Origin of the sequence: Micromonospora sp. NPDC023644 (assembly GCF_040640115.1) — a bacterium.
In the GTDB taxonomy this organism is placed as follows: domain Bacteria; phylum Actinomycetota; class Actinomycetes; order Mycobacteriales; family Micromonosporaceae; genus Micromonospora.
In genome coordinates, this window is record NZ_JBFABA010000052.1 from 21,559 (window position 1) to 40,846 (window position 19,288).

The 19,288-nt window shown below is 75.7% G+C and carries 24 protein-coding genes; 15 read left to right on the top strand and 9 right to left on the bottom strand.

The features are described from left to right. Positions 1 to 76: 76 nt before the first annotated feature. The 5 genes from AB0G08_RS25610 (at position 77) to AB0G08_RS25630 (ending at position 2,748) form a co-directional block, all read left to right on the top strand. A complete protein-coding gene (locus AB0G08_RS25610; protein ID WP_357882679.1) occupies positions 77 to 667 on the top strand; it encodes a sulfite oxidase-like oxidoreductase in 591 nt (196 codons plus the stop codon). Then, positions 664 to 1,398 carry a ferredoxin reductase gene (locus tag AB0G08_RS25615; RefSeq protein ID WP_358092197.1) on the top strand — a complete coding sequence of 245 codons (735 nt, stop codon included), beginning with the start codon at positions 664 to 666 and terminating at the stop codon, positions 1,396 to 1,398. The genes AB0G08_RS25610 and AB0G08_RS25615 overlap by 4 nt, the downstream gene beginning before the upstream one ends. Positions 1,399 to 1,421: 23 nt before the next feature. Then, positions 1,422 to 1,715: a DUF6510 family protein gene (locus AB0G08_RS25620; RefSeq protein ID WP_358092199.1), complete on the top strand. Its 294-nt coding sequence runs from the start codon at positions 1,422 to 1,424 to the stop codon at positions 1,713 to 1,715. Between the two features lie 41 nt (positions 1,716 to 1,756). Beyond that, positions 1,757 to 2,152 (top strand): hypothetical protein, encoded by a 396-nt coding sequence (locus AB0G08_RS25625; RefSeq protein ID WP_358092201.1) that lies wholly within the window; start codon positions 1,757 to 1,759, stop codon positions 2,150 to 2,152. 62 nt (positions 2,153 to 2,214) lie between these two features. After that, positions 2,215 to 2,748 carry a GNAT family protein gene (locus AB0G08_RS25630; RefSeq protein ID WP_358092203.1) on the top strand — a complete coding sequence of 178 codons (534 nt, stop codon included), beginning with the start codon at positions 2,215 to 2,217 and terminating at the stop codon, positions 2,746 to 2,748. 39 nt (positions 2,749 to 2,787) lie between these two features. Here AB0G08_RS25630 and AB0G08_RS25635 read toward each other — a convergent pair whose 3' ends face one another. Then, positions 2,788 to 2,949, bottom strand: a complete 162-nt coding sequence (locus AB0G08_RS25635; RefSeq protein WP_334609429.1) for a hypothetical protein — start codon at positions 2,947 to 2,949, stop codon at positions 2,788 to 2,790. A 186-nt stretch (positions 2,950 to 3,135) separates the two neighbouring features. Between AB0G08_RS25635 and AB0G08_RS25640 the strand changes: the two genes are divergently transcribed. Next, entirely contained in the window at positions 3,136 to 5,289 is a 2,154-nt protein-coding gene (locus tag AB0G08_RS25640; RefSeq protein WP_358092204.1) for a glycogen debranching N-terminal domain-containing protein, read from the top strand. Between the two features lie 51 nt (positions 5,290 to 5,340). Next, positions 5,341 to 6,642 (top strand): NAD(P)/FAD-dependent oxidoreductase, encoded by a 1,302-nt coding sequence (locus AB0G08_RS25645; RefSeq protein ID WP_358092205.1) that lies wholly within the window; start codon positions 5,341 to 5,343, stop codon positions 6,640 to 6,642. 127 nt (positions 6,643 to 6,769) lie between these two features. Here AB0G08_RS25645 and AB0G08_RS25650 read toward each other — a convergent pair whose 3' ends face one another. After that, positions 6,770 to 7,564 (bottom strand): fused MFS/spermidine synthase, encoded by a 795-nt coding sequence (locus AB0G08_RS25650; RefSeq protein WP_358092206.1) that lies wholly within the window; start codon positions 7,562 to 7,564, stop codon positions 6,770 to 6,772. A gap of 63 nt (positions 7,565 to 7,627) precedes the next feature. After that, a complete protein-coding gene (locus AB0G08_RS25655) occupies positions 7,628 to 8,608 on the bottom strand; it encodes a DUF2267 domain-containing protein (RefSeq protein ID WP_358092208.1) in 981 nt (326 codons plus the stop codon). 213 nt (positions 8,609 to 8,821) lie between these two features. On the opposite strand from AB0G08_RS25655, the gene AB0G08_RS25660 reads away from it, so the two are divergent. Then, positions 8,822 to 9,136, top strand: coding sequence for a hypothetical protein (locus AB0G08_RS25660; protein ID WP_151454803.1), 315 nt, complete (start codon positions 8,822 to 8,824; stop codon positions 9,134 to 9,136). 71 nt (positions 9,137 to 9,207) lie between these two features. Here AB0G08_RS25660 and AB0G08_RS25665 read toward each other — a convergent pair whose 3' ends face one another. Together AB0G08_RS25665 and AB0G08_RS25670 are read right to left on the bottom strand one after the other, a co-directional pair. Beyond that, the gene (locus AB0G08_RS25665; RefSeq protein WP_358092210.1) at positions 9,208 to 9,552 is read right to left on the bottom strand and encodes an STAS domain-containing protein; all 345 of its coding nucleotides are present in this window, start codon (positions 9,550 to 9,552) and stop codon (positions 9,208 to 9,210) included. Positions 9,553 to 9,609: 57 nt separating this feature from the next. Next, entirely contained in the window at positions 9,610 to 9,966 is a 357-nt protein-coding gene (locus AB0G08_RS25670) for an STAS domain-containing protein (RefSeq protein WP_358092212.1), read from the bottom strand. 248 nt (positions 9,967 to 10,214) lie between these two features. Here AB0G08_RS25670 and AB0G08_RS25675 point away from each other — a divergent pair, with 248 nt between their 5' ends. The 5 genes from AB0G08_RS25675 (at position 10,215) to AB0G08_RS25695 (ending at position 14,684) form a co-directional block, all read left to right on the top strand. Then, a complete protein-coding gene (locus AB0G08_RS25675) occupies positions 10,215 to 11,975 on the top strand; it encodes a PP2C family protein-serine/threonine phosphatase (protein WP_358092214.1) in 1,761 nt (586 codons plus the stop codon). Continuing rightward, positions 11,972 to 13,024: a cobalamin-dependent protein gene (locus tag AB0G08_RS25680; protein WP_358092216.1), complete on the top strand. Its 1,053-nt coding sequence runs from the start codon at positions 11,972 to 11,974 to the stop codon at positions 13,022 to 13,024. Before AB0G08_RS25675 ends, AB0G08_RS25680 begins: the two co-directional genes overlap by 4 nt. Positions 13,025 to 13,109: 85 nt before the next feature. Continuing rightward, a complete protein-coding gene (locus tag AB0G08_RS25685; protein WP_358092218.1) occupies positions 13,110 to 13,457 on the top strand; it encodes an STAS domain-containing protein in 348 nt (115 codons plus the stop codon). A 70-nt stretch (positions 13,458 to 13,527) separates the two neighbouring features. Next, positions 13,528 to 13,974 (top strand): response regulator, encoded by a 447-nt coding sequence (locus AB0G08_RS25690; RefSeq protein ID WP_357882723.1) that lies wholly within the window; start codon positions 13,528 to 13,530, stop codon positions 13,972 to 13,974. Between the two features lie 161 nt (positions 13,975 to 14,135). Next, complete coding sequence (locus AB0G08_RS25695) at positions 14,136 to 14,684, top strand: ATPase (RefSeq protein ID WP_358092220.1); 549 nt, start codon at positions 14,136 to 14,138, stop codon at positions 14,682 to 14,684. 36 nt (positions 14,685 to 14,720) lie between these two features. Here the strand turns inward: AB0G08_RS25695 and AB0G08_RS25700 are convergent, their stop codons facing one another. From AB0G08_RS25700 to AB0G08_RS25710, 3 genes are all read right to left on the bottom strand, one after another. After that, a complete protein-coding gene (locus AB0G08_RS25700; protein WP_358092222.1) occupies positions 14,721 to 15,566 on the bottom strand; it encodes a hypothetical protein in 846 nt (281 codons plus the stop codon). 300 nt (positions 15,567 to 15,866) lie between these two features. Continuing rightward, the gene (locus tag AB0G08_RS25705; RefSeq protein ID WP_089000686.1) at positions 15,867 to 16,295 is read right to left on the bottom strand and encodes an OsmC family protein; all 429 of its coding nucleotides are present in this window, start codon (positions 16,293 to 16,295) and stop codon (positions 15,867 to 15,869) included. A gap of 123 nt (positions 16,296 to 16,418) precedes the next feature. Next, complete coding sequence (locus AB0G08_RS25710) at positions 16,419 to 17,366, bottom strand: serine/threonine-protein kinase (protein ID WP_358092224.1); 948 nt, start codon at positions 17,364 to 17,366, stop codon at positions 16,419 to 16,421. Between the two features lie 171 nt (positions 17,367 to 17,537). On the opposite strand from AB0G08_RS25710, the gene AB0G08_RS25715 reads away from it, so the two are divergent. After that, the gene (locus AB0G08_RS25715; RefSeq protein ID WP_358092226.1) at positions 17,538 to 17,771 is read left to right on the top strand and encodes a hypothetical protein; all 234 of its coding nucleotides are present in this window, start codon (positions 17,538 to 17,540) and stop codon (positions 17,769 to 17,771) included. 203 nt (positions 17,772 to 17,974) lie between these two features. Here the strand turns inward: AB0G08_RS25715 and AB0G08_RS25720 are convergent, their stop codons facing one another. Further along, positions 17,975 to 18,826, bottom strand: coding sequence for an arginase family protein (locus AB0G08_RS25720; protein WP_358092228.1), 852 nt, complete (start codon positions 18,824 to 18,826; stop codon positions 17,975 to 17,977). Positions 18,827 to 18,863: 37 nt separating this feature from the next. Between AB0G08_RS25720 and AB0G08_RS25725 the strand changes: the two genes are divergently transcribed. Further along, positions 18,864 to 19,288 (top strand): DUF6597 domain-containing transcriptional factor (locus AB0G08_RS25725; protein WP_358092230.1); only part of this gene is annotated, 425 nt, incomplete at its 3' end.

Genomic DNA, 19,288 nt, shown 5'->3' on the forward strand with positions numbered 1-19,288 from the left:
CACCCGTCGCGGTGCGGTTCCGGCCGACCGCGCCTCGCCGCCCCACCCCGGGTGGTACGACTGACGGGTGGGAATCGTGTCACCGGGCTTCCAGGGCCGGCCCCGCTCCGCGGAGCCGGCCCTGCCGCCGGGGCAGTACCTGACGCAGGACTTCCCGGTGCTCTCCGCCGGCCCGACGCCGCGGGTGCCGCTGGAGACGTGGGAGTTCGTCGTCTCCACCGAGTCCGGCGCCGAGTTCCGCTGGAGCTGGGACGAGCTGATGGCGCTGCCCCAGGAGACCCCGACGGTGGACATCCACTGCGTCACCCGCTGGTCGAAGCGGAACACCGACTGGCAGGGGGTCTCCCTGGACACGCTGCTGGAGGGCGTCGACACCGGGGCCCGGTACGCGCAGGCCCACTCGTACGGCGGCTACACCACGAACCTGCCGCTGGCCGACCTGCGCGGCGGGCGGGCGTGGGTCGCGCACCGCTACGACGGCGGCCCGCTGCCGGCCGAGCACGGCGGCCCGGCCCGGCTGCTCGTGCCGCACCTCTACTTCTGGAAGTCCGCCAAGTGGGTGCGCGGCATCCGGCTCGGCACGGAGGACCAGCCCGGGTTCTGGGAGACCGCCGGCTACCACGACTACGGGGACCCGTGGCGTGAGCAGCGGTACCAGGGCGATTGACCGCCCCGCTGCGCTGGCGGGTGGCCCGGCTGCGCGAGCGCCGGGTGGAGACGCCGAGCGCGCACACCCTGGTGCTGGAGGCGCCCGGCTGGCCGGGGCACCTGCCCGGGCAGCACGTCGACGTGCGGCTGACCGCACCCGACGGCTACCAGGCGGCGCGGTCGTACTCGCTGGCCGGTCCGGCCGAGGCCGACCGGATCGCGCTGACGGTGCAGCGGGTGCCCGACGGCGAGGTGTCGCCGTACCTGATCGACGTCTACGCCGAGGGCGACCCGGTGGAGGTGCGCGGCCCGGTCGGCGGCTGGTTCGTCTGGCGGTCGGAGGAGGCCGACCCGGTGCTGCTGGTGGCCGGCGGGTCGGGCGTCGTGCCGCTGATGGCGATGGTCCGCGCCCGCCGGGCCGCCGGCAGCCGGGTGCCGTTCCGGCTGCTCTACTCGGTGCGCACCCCGGCCGACGTGTTCTACGCCGACGAGCTGCGCCGCCGGGTCCGCGACGACCCGGGCCTGGACGTCACGTACGTGTTCACCCGCGAGGCGCCGCAGGGCTGGCGGGGCGAGCCGCACCGGATCGGGCCCGCCGACGTCGTCGCCCACGGTTGGCCGCCCGAGCTGGAGCCGCTCTGCTACGTCTGCGGCCCGACGGGGTTCGTGGAGACGGTGGCGGACCTGCTCGTCGGGCTGGGCCACCAGGGCCGGCGGGTGCGGACCGAACGGTTCGGCCCGACCGGCTAGGCGTCGAAGAGGAGGAGCGCCCGATGACCGACACGTCGTACCTGGACGGCAACATGCTGGACGGCCCGCTGCGCGAGCTGTTCGCCGTCGACCTGAGCACCGCCGCCGGGCGGTGCGAGCACTGCGGGATGCTCGGCCCGGTGGCCGGCCTGCGGGTCTACCCGCACGCGCCCGGCCTCGTCGGCCGCTGCCCGAACTGCGCCGAGGTGATGCTGCGGCTGGTCCGCTCGCCCGAGCACGCCTGGCTGGACCTGCGCGGGGCCACCTTCCTGCGGGTGCCGATGCCGCCGCAGCAGCCGTACCCGGGCCCGCTGTGACGGCGGGGGAGGGCGCCGCGGCCGGACCGGACGCGGGTCGGGTGGCGGACGAGGCCCTGCGGGCGCGGTCGGCGCGGGAGGTGTTCGACGACCACCTCCGGCTGGCCGGCGAGCACCGGTTCGCGGAGGACCTGGCGCGCAACGTGTCGCCGTCGTGCGTGGTCCTGGAGCGGCGCGGCGTGTTCCGCGGGCACGCGGGCGTCGGGGAGCTGGCGCGGCTGCTGGAGGAGGAGCTGCCCGGCGCCCGGTACGTGTACACGAACCGGTTGGTCGAGGGCCGGGTGGCGTTCCTGGAGTGGACGGCGGAGATCGAGGGCGTGCGGGTCCGCGACGGGGCGGACTCGTTCCTCATCGAGCAGGGCTGGATCGTCGCCCAGACCGTCCACTACACGCTGGAGCGGGTCGGCGACGGGGCGGACCGGCCGGCCGGTCCGTGAGGGCCGGGGCGCGCCCGCAACCCGCTGGACAACGGCGGCACCCCCGGCGACAGTGGTTCGCCGTGAGGTATCTGCGTACGGCGGGTCCGGCCGCCATCCGCCGGCCCCGGCCGAGAGACGAGGCCGAGTTCGTCGCGGCGGCCCGGCGCAGCCGGGACCTGCACCACCCCTGGCTCGCCGCCCCCGACGACCCGGCGCGGTACGCCGCGTACCTGCGCAAGATCCGCCGCCGGGACCACGCCGGCTACCTGATCTGCGACCGGGAGTCCGGGGCGATCGCCGGCTACGTGAACATCAGCGGCATCCTCATGGGCGCGCTGCGCGGCGGCTACCTCGGCTACGCCGCCTTCCTGCCCTACAGCGGCACCGGACACGCCTCCGCCGGCATCGGCCTGGTGGTCCGGCACGCCTTCGACGCGCTCGGCCTGCACCGGCTGGAGGCGAACATCCAGCCGGGCAACGAGCCGTCCCGCCGGGTGGCCCGCAAGCTCGGCTTCCGGCTGGAGGGCTACTCGCCGGACTACCTGTTCATCGACGGGGCGTGGCGCGACCACGAGCGGTGGGCGATCACCGCGCCGTCCCCCGCCGGTACGTAGGCCGGTGGCGGCCCGTCGCGACCGCCACCGGCCGCCGGGTCAGCGCCCGGGCCGGCGCGCCTCGGCCCGCTGGACGCCGAGGCGCTCGAAGCGTCCCTGCTTCTGCTCGACGCGCCGGCGCTGCCGGGGCGTGAGCTGCCTGCGACCACTCTGCCGCAGGTAGATCGGCTGTCGCTGGTCGTTCGACATTGGTGTGCTCATGCGCTGTCCTCCCGTCGCTCGGCTGGCCGTGGAGCACCACCGTGCCGCCGGGGCGGGTGAGGCGCACCCACCCGCCCCGGGTGACCCGCCCCGGCGCGGCGGGCGGCCCGGCGCGCCCGCCCGCCCGGCGCCGCTTCACCCGGAGCGGGTGATGACGCAGGGCGACGGTCTTCCTACGGTGGAGTCATGGCTGTCGTGCGTCCGACCCCGGCCGACCCCACGCCCGGCCTGCGGGCCGAGGCCCGGGAGACCGGCGACCAGCGGGCCATGCCGCCCGAGCTCGGCCCGGACTCCCTCGCCGTGCTCAGCGGCCCGACCTTCATGTACTCCGACCCCTGCGGGGACGTGCCGCCGGGCAGCATCGGCGGGCTGGTGCACCTGGACACCCGGCTGCTCAGCGGCTGGGTGCTCACCCTCAACGGCGAGCAGTTGCTGGTGCTGCGCGCCGAGACCGTCGACCACTACTCGGCCCAGTACGTGCTGACCAATCCCGCCCAGTCCGGCCTGCCGCCGGACAGCCTGGGCATCCGGCGGCTGCGGTACGTCGGCGACGGCTTCCACGAGCGGGTGGAGATGATCTCGTTCCGGCCGGAACCGGTCCGGTTCGAGCTGCGGCTGGCCGTGGTCGCCGACTTCGCCGACCTCTTCGAGGTCAAGTCCGGGGTCCGGGACCGCTCCGCGGAGATCACCCGCAGCCACGCGCCGGACGGCTCGCAACTGTGCTTCTCCTACGCGCGGGGAGACTTCGCCGCCGAGACCCGGGTCTGCTGCTCCCGGCCGGCCGACCGGATCGAGGGCGACGAGCTGGTCTGGGACGTCACCCTGACGCGCCGGGAGGAGTGGCAGCTCGACCTGCACGTGCCGCTGCCGCCGGGGATGGGGGTGGTGGAGCCGGTCCGGGGCGACATCGCCGACGTGTTCCACCGGCGGGCCGACGACCCGGTGCGCCGCTGGACCCTCGGGCGGGCGGTGCTGCGCAGCGACAACCAGGCCCTGGAACGGACGGTCCGGCAGTCCCGCGACGACCTGGCGGCCCTGCGGCTGGACCTGGAGGTCAAGGGGCAGCGCATCATGCTCCCCGGCGCCGGCCTGCCCTGGTTCCTCTCCGTCTTCGGCCGGGACACCCTGATCACCGCCTACCAGACGCTGGTCGCCGGCCCGGCGCTGGCCAAGGGCGCGCTGCTCGCGCTGGCCCGGTTGCAGGGCGACAAATGCGACGACTTCACCGACGAGGAGCCCGGCAAGATCCTGCACGAGGTGCGCAGCGGCGAGCTGACCCGCACCGGGGTGAAGCCGTACGGGCCCTACTACGGCTCGGCGGACGCCACCCAGCTCTGGCTGGTGCTGCTCTCCGAGTACTGGCGGTGGACCGGCGACGACGAGACCGTCCGCTTCCTGCGCGACAACGCGCTCGCCGCGCTGCACTGGATCGACCGGTACGGCGACCGGGACGACGACGGCTACGTCGAGTACGCGACGCGCTCCCCGGAGGGGCTGGGCAACCAGTGCTGGCGTGACTCCCCGGACGGGGTCTGCTTCGCCGACGGCCGCATCCCGGTGCTGCCGATCGCCACCAGCGACCTGCAGGGCTACACCTACGACGCGAAGCTGCGGCTGGCCGAGCTGGCCGACGGCCCACTCGCCGACCCCGGCCTCGCCCGCCGGCTGCGCGCCGACGCCGCCACGCTGTACGAGCGGTTCAACCGCGACTACTGGATCGACGACCGGGGCGGCTTCTACGCGGTCGGGCTGGACGGCGACAAGAATCCGATCGACTCGAAGACCTCCAACATGGGGCACCTGCTGTGGAGCGGCATCGTGCCGCCGGAGCGGGCCGGGACGGTCGTGCGGCAGCTGATGGCCGACGACATGTTCACCGGCTGGGGCATCCGCACCCTCTCCTGGGACGACCGGCTCTACAACGCCCTCGGCTACCACCTGGGCACCGTCTGGCCGCACGACAACTCGCTCGCGGTGCTCGGCATGGCCCGCTACGGCTACCGCGCGGAGGCGAACCGGATCAGCCTGGCCCTGCTGGAGGCGGCCGAGCAGTTCGGCCACCGCCTGCCGGAGGCGATCAGCGGATTCCCCCGGGAGCGGCTGCTGTTCGCCGTGCCGTACCCGACCGCGTGCAGCCCGCAGGCGTGGGCGACCGGCACGCCACTGGCCCTGGTCCGGGCGATGCTCGGCGTCGAGCCGGTCGACGGCCGGCTGGTCCTCGACCCCGACATCCCGCCCGAGATCGGGCGGATCGCCGCCGAGCGGGTACGGGCGTTCGGGCGCTGCTGGGAGGTGGAGGCCATCGGGCGGACCTGGCACGTCCGGCTGGCCGAGTGCTGAATCGTCCGACCCGCCACGTTTGTCCCGCCCCGGGGTGGGAACGGGGCCGCAATGACGAAACCTCGTGTGGTGATCGTGGGGGCCGGGTTCGCCGGTTACCACGCGGCGAAGACGTTGAGCCGGCTGGCCCGGGGTCGGGCCGAGATCGTGGTGCTGAACTCCACCGACTACTTCCTCTACCTGCCGCTGCTGCCCGAGGTGGCCGCCGGCGTGGTCGAGCCCCGGCGGATCTCCGTGCCGCTGACCGGGACGCTCGACGGGGTACGGGTGCTGATCGGCGAGGCCGACCACGTCGACCTGCAGAACCGCTGGGTCGGCTTCACCCAGCCGGAGGGGGACCGCAACCGGATCGCGTACGACCGGCTGGTGCTGGCCGTCGGCAGCGTCAACAAGCTGCTGCCGATCCCCGGCGTGACCGAGTACGCCCACGGCTTCCGCGGCCTGCCCGAGGCCCTCTACCTGCACGACCACGTGATCCGGCAGATCGAGCTGGCCGAGCAGACCGAGGACCCGGCCGAGCAGCAGGCGCGCGCCACCTTCGTGGTCGTCGGCGCCGGCTACACCGGAACCGAGGTGGCCGCGCACGGCCAGCTCTTCACCGACGAGCTGGTCTCCCAGCGCCCTCGGCTCAAGATCCGCCCGAAGTGGATGCTGCTCGACGTCGCGCCCCGGGTGCTGCCCGAGCTGGACAAGCGGATGTCGGACACCGCCGACCGGGTGCTGCGCCGCCGGGGCGTGGACGTGCGGATGGGCACCTCGGTGGCCGTGGCCACCGCCGACGGGGTCACCCTCACCGACGGCGACTACGTGCCCACCTGCACCCTGGTCTGGTGCGTCGGCGTACGCCCCGACCCGTTCGTCGCCGAGCTGGGGCTGCGCACCGAGCGGGGCCGCCTGGTCGTCGACGAGTACCTCGGCGTCCCCGGCTTCCCCGAGGTGTACGCCTGCGGCGACGCGGCCGCCGTGCCGGACCTGGCCCGGCCCGGGCAGATCTGCACCATGACGGCGCAGCACGCGCAGCGGCAGGGCAAGCTGGCCGCGCACAACATCGCGGCCTCCTACGGGCAGGGGCGACGCCGGCCGTACAAGCACCACGACCTGGGCTGGGTGGTCGACCTGGGCGGCAAGGACGCGGCGGCGAACCCGCTGAAGGTGTCGTTGTCCGGGCTGCCCGCCAAGGCGGTCACCCGCGGCTACCACCTGCTGGCGATGCCGGGCAACCGGATCCGGGTGGGCAGCGACTGGCTGCTCGACGCCGCGCTGCCGCGCCCGGCCGTGCAACTCGGCCTGGTCCCGGCCAACGCCGTCCCGCTGGAGAGCTCCTCGCCGGAGGTGGCCGTCCGGGCCCGCTGACCCGCCGGCCCGGGGAAGGAAAGCCGCTTCCCGACCGCTCGGACAGGGCCCCGGCACGGGGCGAGGGCGATCGGATCGCGCCGACGCGGCCGGGGGCTCGGCGTGGGGCGAGGGCGGTCGGGGTGGCTCAGCGCGGGACGAGGGCGGCGTCGGTGGCGGGCCGGGCGCCGGCGACGAACGCGTCCAGGGCCGCCCCGTGCAGCACGCCGCCGGGCATTGGATCCCGTGCGGCCCGGGCGGAGAGCCGGGCCACCGGCAGCCGCCCGGGGCGCGGCGCGGCGGCGAGCACCACGTTGCCGTAGCGCCGCCCGCGCAGCATCCGGCGGTCGGCGACCAGGCAGACGTCGGCGAAGACCGCCCGCAGGGTGGCCACCTGGACCCGGGCGAAGACCAGCGGCGGCAGGTCGGTCACGTTGACGATGAGCACGCCGTCGGGGCGCAGCGTCCGGGCCACCTCCGTGACGAACTCGACGCTGCGCACGTGGGCGGGCATCCGCGCCGCCCGGTAGATGTCGGCGAGCACCAGGTCGTAGCCGGCCGAGGGCGCCCGGGTCAGCGCGTCCCGGGCGTCGGCCACCCGTACGTCGACGTCGGCGGGCAGCGCCGGCAGCTCCCGCGCCACCAGGTCGACCACGGCCGGATCGCGTTCCACGACCAGTTGCGGCGAGCCGGGCCGGGTGGCGGCCAGGTAGCGGGGCAGGGTCAGCGCGCCGCCGCCGAGGTGCAGCACGTCCAGCGGGCGGCCGGGCGGCGCCGCGAGGTCTGCCACGGCGGCCATCCGCCGCACGTACTCGAAGTGCAGGTGACGCGGGTCGGCCACGTCCACGTAGGACTGCTCGACGCCGGCGGCGAGGAGCGTACGCCCGGTGGGGCGGGCCGGGTCGACGACCAGCTCCAGCCGGGGCGCGTCGGGGGAGTCCATCCCGGCAGGCTAGCCGAGCCGGGGCGGGCCGGCGGGTGGGTGCCCGCCGGCCCCTGCGCCGGGTCAGCCGGCCGCCATCCCGGCGCCCGCCTCGTCGATCGCGTCGTCGACGGCGTGGGCGAGGTCCACGTCCATCGCGGTCACCGCGCCGGCCTGCCGGGACCGTACGGTCAGCACGGCGGTGGTCGGGTCCGGGCGGCCGATCCGCGGGCCGCGCCCGGTCTCCTGCCGCAGCCGGTCGATCCGGTCCAGCACCCGGTTTAGGTTGTCCGCCGGCAGCTCCACGGTGCGCGACAGCGAGTCGCCGTCGCCGGACCAGTAGGGCAGCTCGCTGAGCGCCTCGCGCAGGTCCACCTCGCGCAGCGGGGGCGTCGCGCTGACCGCGCCGACCACCCCGCCACCGACGGCCGGCGGCTCCAGCAGGTCCCGCAGGCCGTCCGGCACGTGCAGCGACTCGATCAGGTCGCCGTCGTGGTCGGCCAGCGCCGCCACGGTCGCCTCCGCCTGGTAGCGGGCCTGTTCCGGGGTACGGCCGCTGATCCGGCCCACCTCGGCCAGGAAGCCGGGCAGGTCCTGACGCCGTCTGATGCCGTCCACCGGGAGCACGTCGTGCAGCTTCGTCGGCACCGCCGCCAGCAGCCGTCGGCGTTCCGCCTCGCCGAGGGCGAACGCCAGGACCAGCACGGTCGCCTCGACCCCCACCTTGGCGGTCCGGAAGTCGGCCCCGGTACGGCGCACGACGTCGTCGACCAGCGCGTGGTAGCCCAGCGGAGTCCCGTCCGGCGCGCCCGGCCCCTGGTCCGGCAGGGGACGGGGGGACTCCGCGACGCCCGCCGTCGGTGGAGCCGGCCCGCCCCGGGCGCTGTCCGGCTTGTGGCGGCTGCCGGCCGGCGGCGGACCGGCGCGCTTGCCCTGCTCCAGGTGGGTGAGCTGCTTGGAGGCGCTCAGGCTGGCCCCCGTCTCGCTGGCCTGCATGCCGCGCTCGCGGGCCTGGCGGGCCAACGCGCGGCGGCGTTGGTTGTCGCCCTCCATCTGCTTGCGCATGGTGACACCTCGCTTCCGCTGGTGTTCCCTCGCTTCCGCCGGTCGCCTTCCCGCCGTCGCCGGCACCGAAACGGACGCCGACGGCCGGGCCGGCGACGCCCGGGCCGGCGGCGGGGGAGCTTCATCCGGCGGGGGTGAGGGGCGCTCACCCGACGGGAGCCGACGATCGGAGCGGACCGGAGAACTTCCGAGAACGCGGAAGGACAGGTCGTGATGAAGAGGATCGTCGAGATCGTTCCCGCCCGACCCGGCTGGTACGCCCGCTGGCGTCTCTCGCCCGAGGACACCCGCTGCTATCCGGTGAGCCTGTGGGCGCTGCTGGAGGAGGGCGACGGCTCGGGTCGTGAGGTGGTCGGGGTGGACTGCATCGGGCAGTGGCCCGGGGCGGACGACAACGAGGCGGGTGGGGTGTTCGTCCGCTATCTCTTCCAGACTCCCGATTCCGGGCCGCCGGAGGACGCCGAGCCGCCGACGACGGGGCAGCGGCGTACGACCGGGCCCCGGCTGCAACCGCTCACCGCACCCTGATCCTCACTCCGGCCCCCGGCCCCTGGTCCCAGGGTCGGGGGCCACCCCTCGCCCGCAGCGAGCGGCCGGCCTCAGCCCGCCCGGCGGCTCGCGCCGTCGGCGGCGCGTTCCACCGCGAGCAGCTCGGCCAGACCGGTGCGGTCGAGCAGCTGCTGGAGCTGGGGACCGACCCCGCAGAGCCGGATCGCGCCCGTGCCGCCGTGGTGGGCGGTCAGGAACGCGCTGAGCCCGGACGAGTCGCACAGGCTGACCGCGCTCAGGTCGAACAAAAGCTCCTGGTAGCCGTCCCGGCGCAGCTCGGCGGCGGCGGCGACGAGTTCCGGGGCGGTGTCGAAGTCCAGCTCACCGGACAGCCGGAGCCGGGCGCGTCCGGCGTCGAGCCGGGTCACCTCGATGGTCAACAGCTGAGCGGCCATACCACCATGTTCCCAGCCGCGGACCCGGGTGCAAAGCCGGGGGGCGGGCGGATCGGGTCAGGCCGTGCCGGCGGGGTGCCCGGCGGCACCCTCCGCCGCCGCGAGGCCCTCGTCGAGCGGCCGGGCGAGCAGGCCCGTGACGCCGGTCATGTCGAGGATCGTCGCCAGGAACCGGGGCACGGCGCGCAGCCGGAGGGCGGTGCCGCACTGCTGCCCCTCGCGCCACGCGTGCACGATCACCCCGAGGCCGGTGCTGTCGATGAAGAGCAGGCCGGTGAAGTCGAGGACGAGGGCCGGCGGGGCGTCCGCGAGCACCCGGTCGACCTCGGCGCGCAGCGGCCCGGCGGTGGTGTAGGCGAGGTCGCCGCCCACCCGGATGAGCGGTGCCGCCGGATCCGACCGGTCGACTTCCATGCTCAGCGGAGTCGACTCGGGATGGCTCCGGTGGGACAGCACGATCACGCCTTTCCGCAGGCCGCCGAGGGGAGGGTGAGGGGATCGTAACAACCCCCGGGAGGTCCCGCCCGGTACGCGAATCGCCAACCGCGCGACGGGCGTCGGGTGGCGGTCGCGGCACACGGGCGTAGGGTGGGTGTCAGAGATTTGACCACATGCGCCGCCTCACGGTGGTACGGGTGCCGACAAGGAGTGGGGCTTAGCTGGTGACTGCTGCCGACGTCCGGGACTGGGATCCCGGCGACGGACGGATCTCCACACCGAGGGCCGCCCGGGCCGCGGCGTGGTCGGCCGACGCTGCGGCACGCCCGGCACCCGCGCTCCCCGCGCTCGCGGCCGACCGGGAGCACGCGGCACCCGACTGGTCCGAAATCGTCGAGCACTTCCGCGAGGGCCTCGTCGTCTGCGACGCGCACGACGTCGTCCGGCACGTCAGCCCCGTGGCCGAGCGGCTGCTGCCCGAGGTCACCGAGGGCGAGCTGCTCGCGGCGGCCGGCATCCACGGGCTGGCCGACGGCGCCGAGTTCACGCACCACGGCCGACGGCTGCGCGCGCGCCAGGTGGCGCTGTCGGCCGCCCGCTGCTGCTGGTACGTCGAGGACGTCACCGAGAGCGTCACCCGCGCCGACGCCCTGCTCGCCGAGCGGGCCCGCTCGGCGTTCCTGGCGGTCGTCGGCGAGAAGCTTGGCAACCCGCTGCACCCCGACCGGGCCGCCGCAGCGGTGGTCCGGCTGGCCGTGCCGACGCTGGCCGAGGTGGCGGTGCTGGTGCTGGCACCCCGTTCGGGGCGGGCCCGCTGGTGGCGGGCCGCCCGCAGCGACGACGACGCCCCGGTGGTCGACAGCGGCGTCCTGCCCGCCGTCGACCTGCCCGCGGCGATCACCGAGGGGCTGGACGGCGTGGAACCGCACACCGTCGACTGGCTGGCGGAGCAGGCCGTGCAGGCCGGCTGGCTGCCCGGGCTGACGGCGGCGGACGCCTGCGCGCGGGTGGTGCCGCTGCCCGGTCGGGACGCCCCGGCCGGCGTGCTGCTGGTCGCGCGGCGCGTCGACCGCTGGTACGACGAGGCCGACGTGGACCTGGTCCGTGCCTTCGCGGCCCGGGCCGGGGCCGCGCTGACCACGGCGCTGCTCTACCGCGACCAGGCCGAGGTCGCCGACACGCTCCAGGCGAGCCTGGTGCCGGTGGAGCCGGCCGAGGCGACCGGGGTGCAGTGGGGCACCGCCTACCGGCCGGCCCAGGCCGGCCTGCGCATCGGTGGCGACTTCTACGGCTCGCACCGGCTCGCCGACGGCGGCTCCGTGTTCTTCCTCGGCGACGTCTCCGGCAAGGGCGTCGAGGCGGCGGTCTTCACCGGCCAGCTGCGTCAGTGCCTCCAGGCGCTGCACCGGGTCGAGTCGCATCCGGGGCGCCTGCTGAAGCTGCTCAACGACGCGCTGCTGGAGACCAGCCAGGCGCAGGGGCAGGGGCGTTTCGCGACCATGGTGCTGGGCGTGGTCCGCGCGCATCGCGAGGGCGGCCTCACCCTGACGATGGCCGGCGGCGGCCATCTGCCGCCGTTGGTGCTGCGCGGCTCCGGCGAGGTCGAGCCGATTGCGCTGTCGGGCATGCTGGTCGGCGTGGTCCCCGATCCCCGCATCGGGGAGGTGACCGTCCGGCTGGAGCCGGGCGAGACCTGCCTGCTCTACAGCGACGGGGTGACCGAGGCGCGCGGTGGCCGCCGAGGCAACGAGCAGTTCGGCACGGAACGGCTGGTCCACGCCCTCACCGGCTGCCAGCGGATGCCCGCCCCGGCCCTGGCCGAGCGCGTCGAGCAGGTGACCTGCGACTGGCTGGGCCACGGCGACCACGACGACATCGCCGTGCTCGCGCTGCGCGCGAGCGGTCCGGGTGGGCGTACCCCCCGGCATCTGCACGCGGTGCCCGACGCGACCGGAACCGCCGAGGCGAGGGGGACCCGACCGTGACCGGCGCCCCGACCGCCGGGGTCACCCCGGCCGGCGCCTGGCCCGGATACCTCTACTGCCTCCAGGAGGCGGACGAGTACGCCGCCATCGAGGTGGCCACCGGCCTGCTGGAGGCCGGCGTGCCCGCCGAGCGCGTCCTGCTCGACCTGGTCGCCCCGGCGCAGGCCGAGGTGGGGGAGCGGTGGGCGCGCAACGAGTGGAGCGTCGCCCAGGAGCACGCCGCGACGCACATCAGCGAGCGGGTGGTGGCGGCCGTGGCCGCGTACGCGAACCCTCGCCCGACGCGCGGCCGGGTCGTGGTGGCCTGCATGGACGGGGAGTGGCACGCCCTGCCGCCCCGGCTCGTCGCCGAGGTGCTGCGGCTGCGGGGCTGGCAGGTCACCTTCCTCGGCGCGAGCGTCCCCGCCCCGCACCTGGTGTCGTACCTGCACCGGCACGACGCCCACGCGGTCGCGCTCGCCTGCGCGCTGCCGATGCGCCTGCCCCACGCGCACCGCATGATCGAGGCGTGCCGCCGGGTGGACGTCCCCGTGGTGGTGGGGGGCCGGGGGTTCGGCGTGGACGGGCGCTGGGCCCGGCGGCTCGGCGTCGCCTGGGCGCCCGACGCCCCGAGCGCCGCCGATCTGGTCGCCGACGAGCGGGCGCTGCGTCGCGTCGCGCCGGCGGAGCTGAGCCACCTGGCCGACGACGAGTACACCAGCCTGGTCAAGCGGCGCGGCGAGCTGATCGACGAGGCGCTGGCGGCGCTGCGGGAACACGATCCGGGCACGCGCGACTACACGCCCAGCCAGCTGGACTCCACCGTCAGCGACCTCGGCTACATCGTGGACTTCCTGGCCGCCGCGCTCTACGTCGACGACGCCTCGCTCTTCACCGAGTTCGTCGACTGGCTGGTCGAGATCCTCACCAGTCGCGGGGTGCCGGCCCCCACCCTGCGGGTGACTCTGGAACACTACGGGCGGGTCCTGCGCGACTTCCCCCGGGCCGCGCGGTTCCTCGGGGCGGCCCGGTCGTCCGTGGCCTCGCTGGGCGGCGCCGCAGCGCGCTGAGCGCCGGTGCGGCCCCGTCGGGTGGTCCTGCTTATACTTGCCACACTGCAAGCGTCCGCCTGCGGTGGAGCGAAGGGGACCTGGGGTGACGTTCACCGTCACGCACGCCGACCGCGAGGGCGGGGCGACACGCCTGCGGCTGGCGGGCGAACTCGACCTGAGCACGGCGCCCGAGCTCAACGCCGCCATCGACCGGCTGGTCGACGCCGGCGAGCGCCGCCTGCTGGTCGACCTCACCGAGCTCACCTTCTGCGACTCCACCGGCATCGCCGCCTTCGTCCGGGGCGACAACCGGGTCGCCGCCGACGGCGGGTGGCTGCGGGTGACCGGAGCCACCGGCCGGGTCGACCGCGTGCTCCAGGTGACGGGGCTCGCCGAGGTGCTGAGGCACCGGTCCGACCGGGCCGACCCGACGGCGCGCTCCGCCGGCTGATGGGCTAGATTTTCCCGCCGGCACAGAGCGCCTCGCGATTCTCCGTTCCACCGACCCGAAGCAGGTAGTGATGGGTGCAGACAGCCCGAGTCCGGTTCGCATCCTGGTGGTGGACGACGACCCGGGTGACGTCCTGATGATCGAGGAGGCCCTCGCGGACTCCGACGTCGACAAGGTCATCGACGTCGTCAGCGACGGCCAGGAGGCGATGGAGTTCCTGCGCCGCGAGGGACGGCACACCGACGCCCGGCGGCCCGACGTCATCCTGCTCGACCTGAACATGCCCCGGATGGACGGGCGGCAGGTGCTCGGCGAGGTCAAGAGCGACGAGGACCTGCGTACCATCCCGATCGTCGTGCTGACCACCTCCAACGCCGACACGGACATCGTGGGCAGCTACACGCTCCAGGCCAACGCCTACGTCACCAAGCCGATCGACCTGGACGACTTCAACGACGTGGTGCGCCGGATCGACGAGTTCTTCGGCCGGGTGGTCGTGCTCCCCAAGCGCGCCTGAGGCGCCTTCGGGCGGATCGTCCCCGCCGGCACCCCGCGGCCCGCCCCGGGCCCGGGCGCGTCCGCATGGTGAACATTTTTCCCGAACCCCCTCCGCCGCCGCCCCCAGCGCCGAGGATCCAGGGTGGGGAAGGAAGCATCAGCTGCCTGGGGGGCGACAGTATGAGGTTCTCCGTCGTTGAGACCGGCTACGACCAGCGGCAGGTCGATTCCTGCCTGGACGAGATGGGTGTCCGGTTGGCCCGGCTCGCCGCGCGGGCGGAGGGCGCCGCGCGGGCCGGGCGCGAGTGGGACGAGATCCGTGACGAGGCGACGGCGCTGCGGGGCCTGCTCCAGCGGCTGGACCTCGGCGACGCGGAGCGGGCCCGGCGCGGGGCGGACGACGCCGACCGCGAGGCGGTCGACCTCCTGGCCCGGGCGCGGATCGAGCTCGACGCCGCCCGCGAGGAGGCCCGGCAGGTGCGCGAGCGCGTCTACGCCGAGGCGGTGCAGGCCCGCCGGGACTTCGAGGAGGCGCTGCACGCCCGGCGCAGGCGCGAGGCCCGGGTGGACCGGATCCTCGACGGGCTGACCGTCGAACCGGTGCCGGCCGACACCCCGACCGCCGCGGCCGGGGTGCCCGGCAGCGGGGTGCCGGCGACCCGGATCGCCGCGCGCGGCGGCGCCGACGCGTCCAGCGAGCCGCCGGGCGGGCGCGCCGGGATCCGCTGACCCCGCCGGTCCGGGCGCGCGCGGCCCCCGGCGCCGTCAGGTCAGCGCGGCGACGACCGTGCCGGCCAGCGCCTCGTGCCGGGCGTACGCGTCGGGGTAGGCCGAGACCTGCACGGCCTGGGCGGCGCCGGCGATGCTCATCTGCTGCCAGCCCGGGACGTCGCGCAGCGCCTCGTAGAAGGCCCGCGCGGCGTACGAGGGGCGCATCAGCTCGCGTACCGTGCCCCAGCCGCTGCTCGGGCGCTGCTGGAACAGGCCCACCGAGTCGTGGTCGGAGCCGCTGCCCTGGTGCGGGTACCGGCTGGACTCCGGAAGCACGTCGCTGGCGAGGTTGTACAGCCGGCTCTCCTGCATCGCGGTCGCCACGGCGACCACCAGGGCGCGGCGGGGCATCTTCAGCTCGACGCCCACGTCGACGATCACCTTGGCGTTGTCCATCTGCGCCTGGGTGAGCCCGGCGACCGGGCGGGGGCGGGGCGGCGGGGCCGGCTTGCGCGGGGCCGGCTTGCGGGTGGCCGAGGGGGTCGGCTTCGGCGTCGGGCTGGGGCTGAGCGTGGGGGAGGGGGAGACGGCCCGGTCCAGCGACCGCGAGGCGCGGTCGTCGTCGACGGACCGCTCGGCCAGCGCCTCGGCCACGGGCTCCCGCGCGGCGTCGGCGTCCTCGCGCGTGCCGGCGAACACGGCCACGCCGAGGCAGCAGGTCACGCCGGTGGCGAGCGCGACCCGGACGGGGGTCGAGGCGAGCAGGGCCCGGCCCCCGCGACGCTGCCGTTCCGGGGCGCGATGACGGCCGGTCGTCCGTTCGGTCGAGGCGGGATCGTCCGGGCGGGTGGCCGGTCGATCCTGGGTCAGCTTCTGGGCGGGGTGGTCGTCGTGGTGCACCCGCCGAGGCTAGAAAGGCGAGCCCCTCTTGCCATCGGCCTGCTTGGTGGCATGCGCCACAATTTGCGCCGATCCGCGGGCCGATTACGCCCGCCGGGCCATTAACTCCGCCATTACCGCTTGTCGCATCTTTCGTCTATGTCAGATAAGGCGTCTCTTATCGGGCGAAGAGTCGATCTTGAGTCGGGGTGGAGGGGTGGGGCGGAGCCTCCACCGAACGGTGGAGGCCGTTCCCGCCCCCCGGACGACCGCGGGTCGGCCCCCGAGGCGACCCGCCCCGGGGCTCGCCCGCCGGGCCGGTCAGTGCCGGCCGTTCTCCGCCGGCGTCACGGTGAGCCGGTGCCGGCTGCCGTCGCCGCTGGAGAAGGGCCAGAGCCGGTCCGCGTGCTCGACCAGCTCGGCCAGCTGTTGCCGGCTGAGCCCGGCGGACGAGATGGACGCGTGCACGTCGGCCCGGTACCGGCCGTCGTCGTCGCGCCCGAGCTTCGCCTCCGCGCGTACCTGCACGGTGTGCGCCTCGTCGGTGATCTCGCCCGCCGCCTCGACCGCCGCGTGGTGCAGGCAGGACGCGAACGCGGCGGCGAGCAGCTGCTCGGGGGTCAGCCCCGAGCAGTGCGGCGCCAGCGGGGACGCCAGGGCAGTGGACAGGCTTCCGTCGTCGGTGCGTACGTGGCCGCCCTCGGCGGTCGCGGTGGCCGTCTCGTTCAGCCAGGAGCTCGATTCCGGCATCGCGTTCCTCCCGTCGCTCACCCGCCCGGCTACCCGGCACCAGGGCGGTGAAACCGCAGGTGGCCGGCGGGAGGGCCGAGGGCACCTGCCGAAGGCGGCCCACGACGCCGGTGCGCCGGACGCTCAGCCGGCCTGGGTGGACCAGTCGGGCAGGGGGGCCGCCTCGGTCACCTCGGCCGCCGCCCGCTCGGTCCACGGCGACATCGCCCCGCCGCGCTGCCGCGGCGGGGTGGGCTGCCGCAGCGGCACGTACACCCGGGCGTCCACCGCCTCCGCCAGCAGCAGTGCCGCCATCAGGCTGGACGGCCGGTCGGCCGGGTCGTCGGCCAGGCAGCTCGCGCACAGGTCGGCCACCTCCGGCGGCAGCCCCTCGATTTCCGGCAGCGGCAGCGGCGGCTGCCGCCGGCGTGCGCCGAGCAGCTGGGTCGTGGTGCCCGCCTGGTACGGCAGCCGGCCGGTCAGGCAGTAGTAGAGCAGGACGCCGAGGGCGTACATGTCGGCGGCCGGGGTGGCGGGCGCCCGCTCCAGCTGTTCCGGCGCGAGGTAGGCCGGCGTGCCGACCACCATCCCCTCCGGCGACCGGTCGGGGGTGCCGGACGGGGTGGCGATGCCGAAGTCGAGCACCTTCACGCCGGCCGGGGTCAGGATCACGTTCGCCGGCTTGACGTCGCGGTGCACGATGCCGTGCGCGTGGGCCGCGGCCAGCGCGGCGCTCACCTCGGCGCAGACCCGGACGGCGATGCGCCAGTCCAGCGGCCCGGCCCGCAGGTGCGCGGCCAGCGTCTCGCCCTCGGCCAGCTCCATGACGATGTAGGGCACCTGTGCCTCGGGAGCCGTTCCGCAGGTGCCGAAGTCGTGCACGAAGGCCACGTTCGGGTGCACCAGCCGGGCGGCGGAGCGGGCCTCCGCGCGGATCCGCTCCACGGAGGTGTCCTGGCCTTCCTGCCCGGGGGACATCACCTTCACCGCGACCGGCCGGTCCAGCACCGCGTCGTGGGCCCGCCAGACCTCCGACATGCCGCCGATGCCGATGCGCTGTTCGAGCCGGTACCGCCCGTCCAGCGTTCTCATCGACCGCTCCCTGTGCTCGTGGCCCGTCCCGCGACAGGCCGCCCGAAAGCTGCGGTACCCGGGCTCCGATCAGGGCAAACCGCTGCCGGATCCGGGCGGCGCCACCCCGCGCTGCGGTAGCTTGCGAGCCAGGGCCGGTGGCGGGGCGGTACGCGGGAAGGGCGGGCGCGGATGAGCGAGGTGACCGTACGCTTCGTCGACGGCCCGGCCCACGACCTGGTCCGGGCGTTGCCCGCCGAGCCGGACGGCTCCCCGCCGGCGCACTGGATCCTGCGCCACCCCGACGGCGCCGGGCCGGCCACGGCCGGCGGGCCGGACCACCTCTACCAGCGCGAGCATCGCGCCGGTGGCGACACCTGGACGATGCGCTTCGTGCACACCTATCCGGTGGGCATGACCGAATGAGACCGCCCGCCGCGCGCCGGGCGGGGCGGCCACCGTGGCGCTCGGCCGCCCGGCCCGTGTTCACCGTCCGGCTGCGGGGCGCCGCCACCGAGGCGTGAGCGCGCCGCGCCGGGGCGGCCGACGCGTGGCCCGGTTTCGACGGCGGCCGGTGCCGGCGCGCGGGTCAGCCTCACCCTGGGCGGGGTGGCGGTCACCGCCGATGTTCAGTCGGCCAGCAGTTCGGCGAGGGCCTGCCCGATCCGGTCGGCGTGCCGCCCGTCCGGGTCCTCGTCGGCGTTGAAGTCGGTGACGCTCATTCCGAGCAGCCGACCCGAGCACACCAGCGGCCGGGCCAGCGCGATCAGGTCGGCCCAGTCCAGGCCGCCCGGCTCCGGGTAGCTGACCGCCGGCAGCACGAGCGGGTCGAGCACGTCGAGGTCGAGGTGCAGCCAGGCCGGCGTCGTACCGACGGCGAGCTCCCGGCCCACCGCCGCCGCGTCGGCGCCGCGGATCCGGGTCGCCGGCACCAGGCGGACGGCCGGGTCGATCCGGGAGGCCTCCCTGCCGTCCGTGGCCCGGTCGAGCGGCCGGTGGCCGAGCACGTGCACCTGGTCGGGGTCGACCAGCGGCCCCTCCCGGTCGAGGACCCCCGCCGGGCCGTGGTCGGTGACGATCGACAGGTCCATGTCCGCCGCCTCGCCGGTGGGCGAGGTGCGGCCGTCCTCGAAGTCGAGGTGGGCGTCGAGGAACCACAGGTCGAAGCCGGCGGGCAGCCCCTGCAGGATGCCCGGCAGGATCGCGCAGTCGCCGCCGAGCACCAGCGGGTGGCGCCCCGTGCCGATCAGCGTCGTCACCCGGACGGCGATCGCGCGGGCGGCGCGGCGCACCTGGTCGACGCCGATCACCCCGGTCTCCGGATCCCGGACCGGGTCGGTGATCAGGGCGTCGATCCCGCCGGCGTCGGCCACGCCCAGCCGGCCCAGCAGCCCGGCGGCCCGCAGCGCGGCGGGCGCCCGGTGCTCGCCCCGGCCGCGTCCGGAGGAGTCGAGGGGAGCGTTCAGCACCGACCATCGCACACCCGGAGGCTAGCCCGAGCGTGGCAGGCTGGGCGGCATGTACCGGGAACGTCCGGCCGGGTTCGCCGGCGCGGTGCTCTGGACCAGCGCCACGACGGCGGGCGCCGCGCCGACCAGGGTGCTCCCCGACGGCTGCGTCGACCTGCTCTGGTCGAGCCGCCTCGGGCTCGTGGTGGCCGGGCCGGACCGCACCGCCCACCTCGGCGGAGGCGGGCCGGCGGAGCGCTGGGTGGGGCTGCGGCTGCCGCCGGGCACCGGCCCGGCGGTGCTCGGCGTACCGGCGATCGAGCTGCGCGACCGGCGGGTGCCCCTGGCCGAGCTGTGGGGCGAGCGGGACGTGGCCCGGCTGGCCGAGCGGGCGGAGACGGCCCCGGCCGACGTGCTCACGCAGATCGCCGCGCGGCGGCTGCGGGCGGCCGGCGGGCCCGATCCGCTGGGCGCCCGGGTGGCCGCCGCGCTGGC

Bases quoted from the DNA above. Each gene is read 5' to 3' on its own strand.
- AB0G08_RS25715 (WP_358092226.1), top strand. From the start codon at position 17,538: ATGAGCGAGGTGACCGTACGCTTCGTCGACGGCCCGGCCCACGACCTG.
- AB0G08_RS25660 (WP_151454803.1), top strand. From the start codon at position 8,822: ATGAAGAGGATCGTCGAGATCGTTCCCGCCCGACCCGGCTGGTACGCC.
- AB0G08_RS25645 (WP_358092205.1), top strand. From the start codon at position 5,341: ATGACGAAACCTCGTGTGGTGATCGTGGGGGCCGGGTTCGCCGGTTAC.
- AB0G08_RS25655 (WP_358092208.1), bottom strand. From the start codon at position 8,608: ATGCGCAAGCAGATGGAGGGCGACAACCAACGCCGCCGCGCGTTGGCC.
- AB0G08_RS25695 (WP_358092220.1), top strand. From the start codon at position 14,136: ATGAGGTTCTCCGTCGTTGAGACCGGCTACGACCAGCGGCAGGTCGAT.
- AB0G08_RS25620 (WP_358092199.1), top strand. From the start codon at position 1,422: ATGACCGACACGTCGTACCTGGACGGCAACATGCTGGACGGCCCGCTG.
- AB0G08_RS25710 (WP_358092224.1), bottom strand. From the start codon at position 17,366: ATGAGAACGCTGGACGGGCGGTACCGGCTCGAACAGCGCATCGGCATC.
- AB0G08_RS25635 (WP_334609429.1), bottom strand. From the start codon at position 2,949: ATGAGCACACCAATGTCGAACGACCAGCGACAGCCGATCTACCTGCGG.
- AB0G08_RS25665 (WP_358092210.1), bottom strand. From the start codon at position 9,552: ATGGCCGCTCAGCTGTTGACCATCGAGGTGACCCGGCTCGACGCCGGA.
- AB0G08_RS25640 (WP_358092204.1), top strand. From the start codon at position 3,136: ATGGCTGTCGTGCGTCCGACCCCGGCCGACCCCACGCCCGGCCTGCGG.
- AB0G08_RS25690 (WP_357882723.1), top strand. From the start codon at position 13,528: ATGGGTGCAGACAGCCCGAGTCCGGTTCGCATCCTGGTGGTGGACGAC.
- AB0G08_RS25670 (WP_358092212.1), bottom strand. From the start codon at position 9,966: ATGGAAGTCGACCGGTCGGATCCGGCGGCACCGCTCATCCGGGTGGGC.
- AB0G08_RS25705 (WP_089000686.1), bottom strand. From the start codon at position 16,295: ATGCCGGAATCGAGCTCCTGGCTGAACGAGACGGCCACCGCGACCGCC.
- AB0G08_RS25650 (WP_358092206.1), bottom strand. From the start codon at position 7,564: ATGGACTCCCCCGACGCGCCCCGGCTGGAGCTGGTCGTCGACCCGGCC.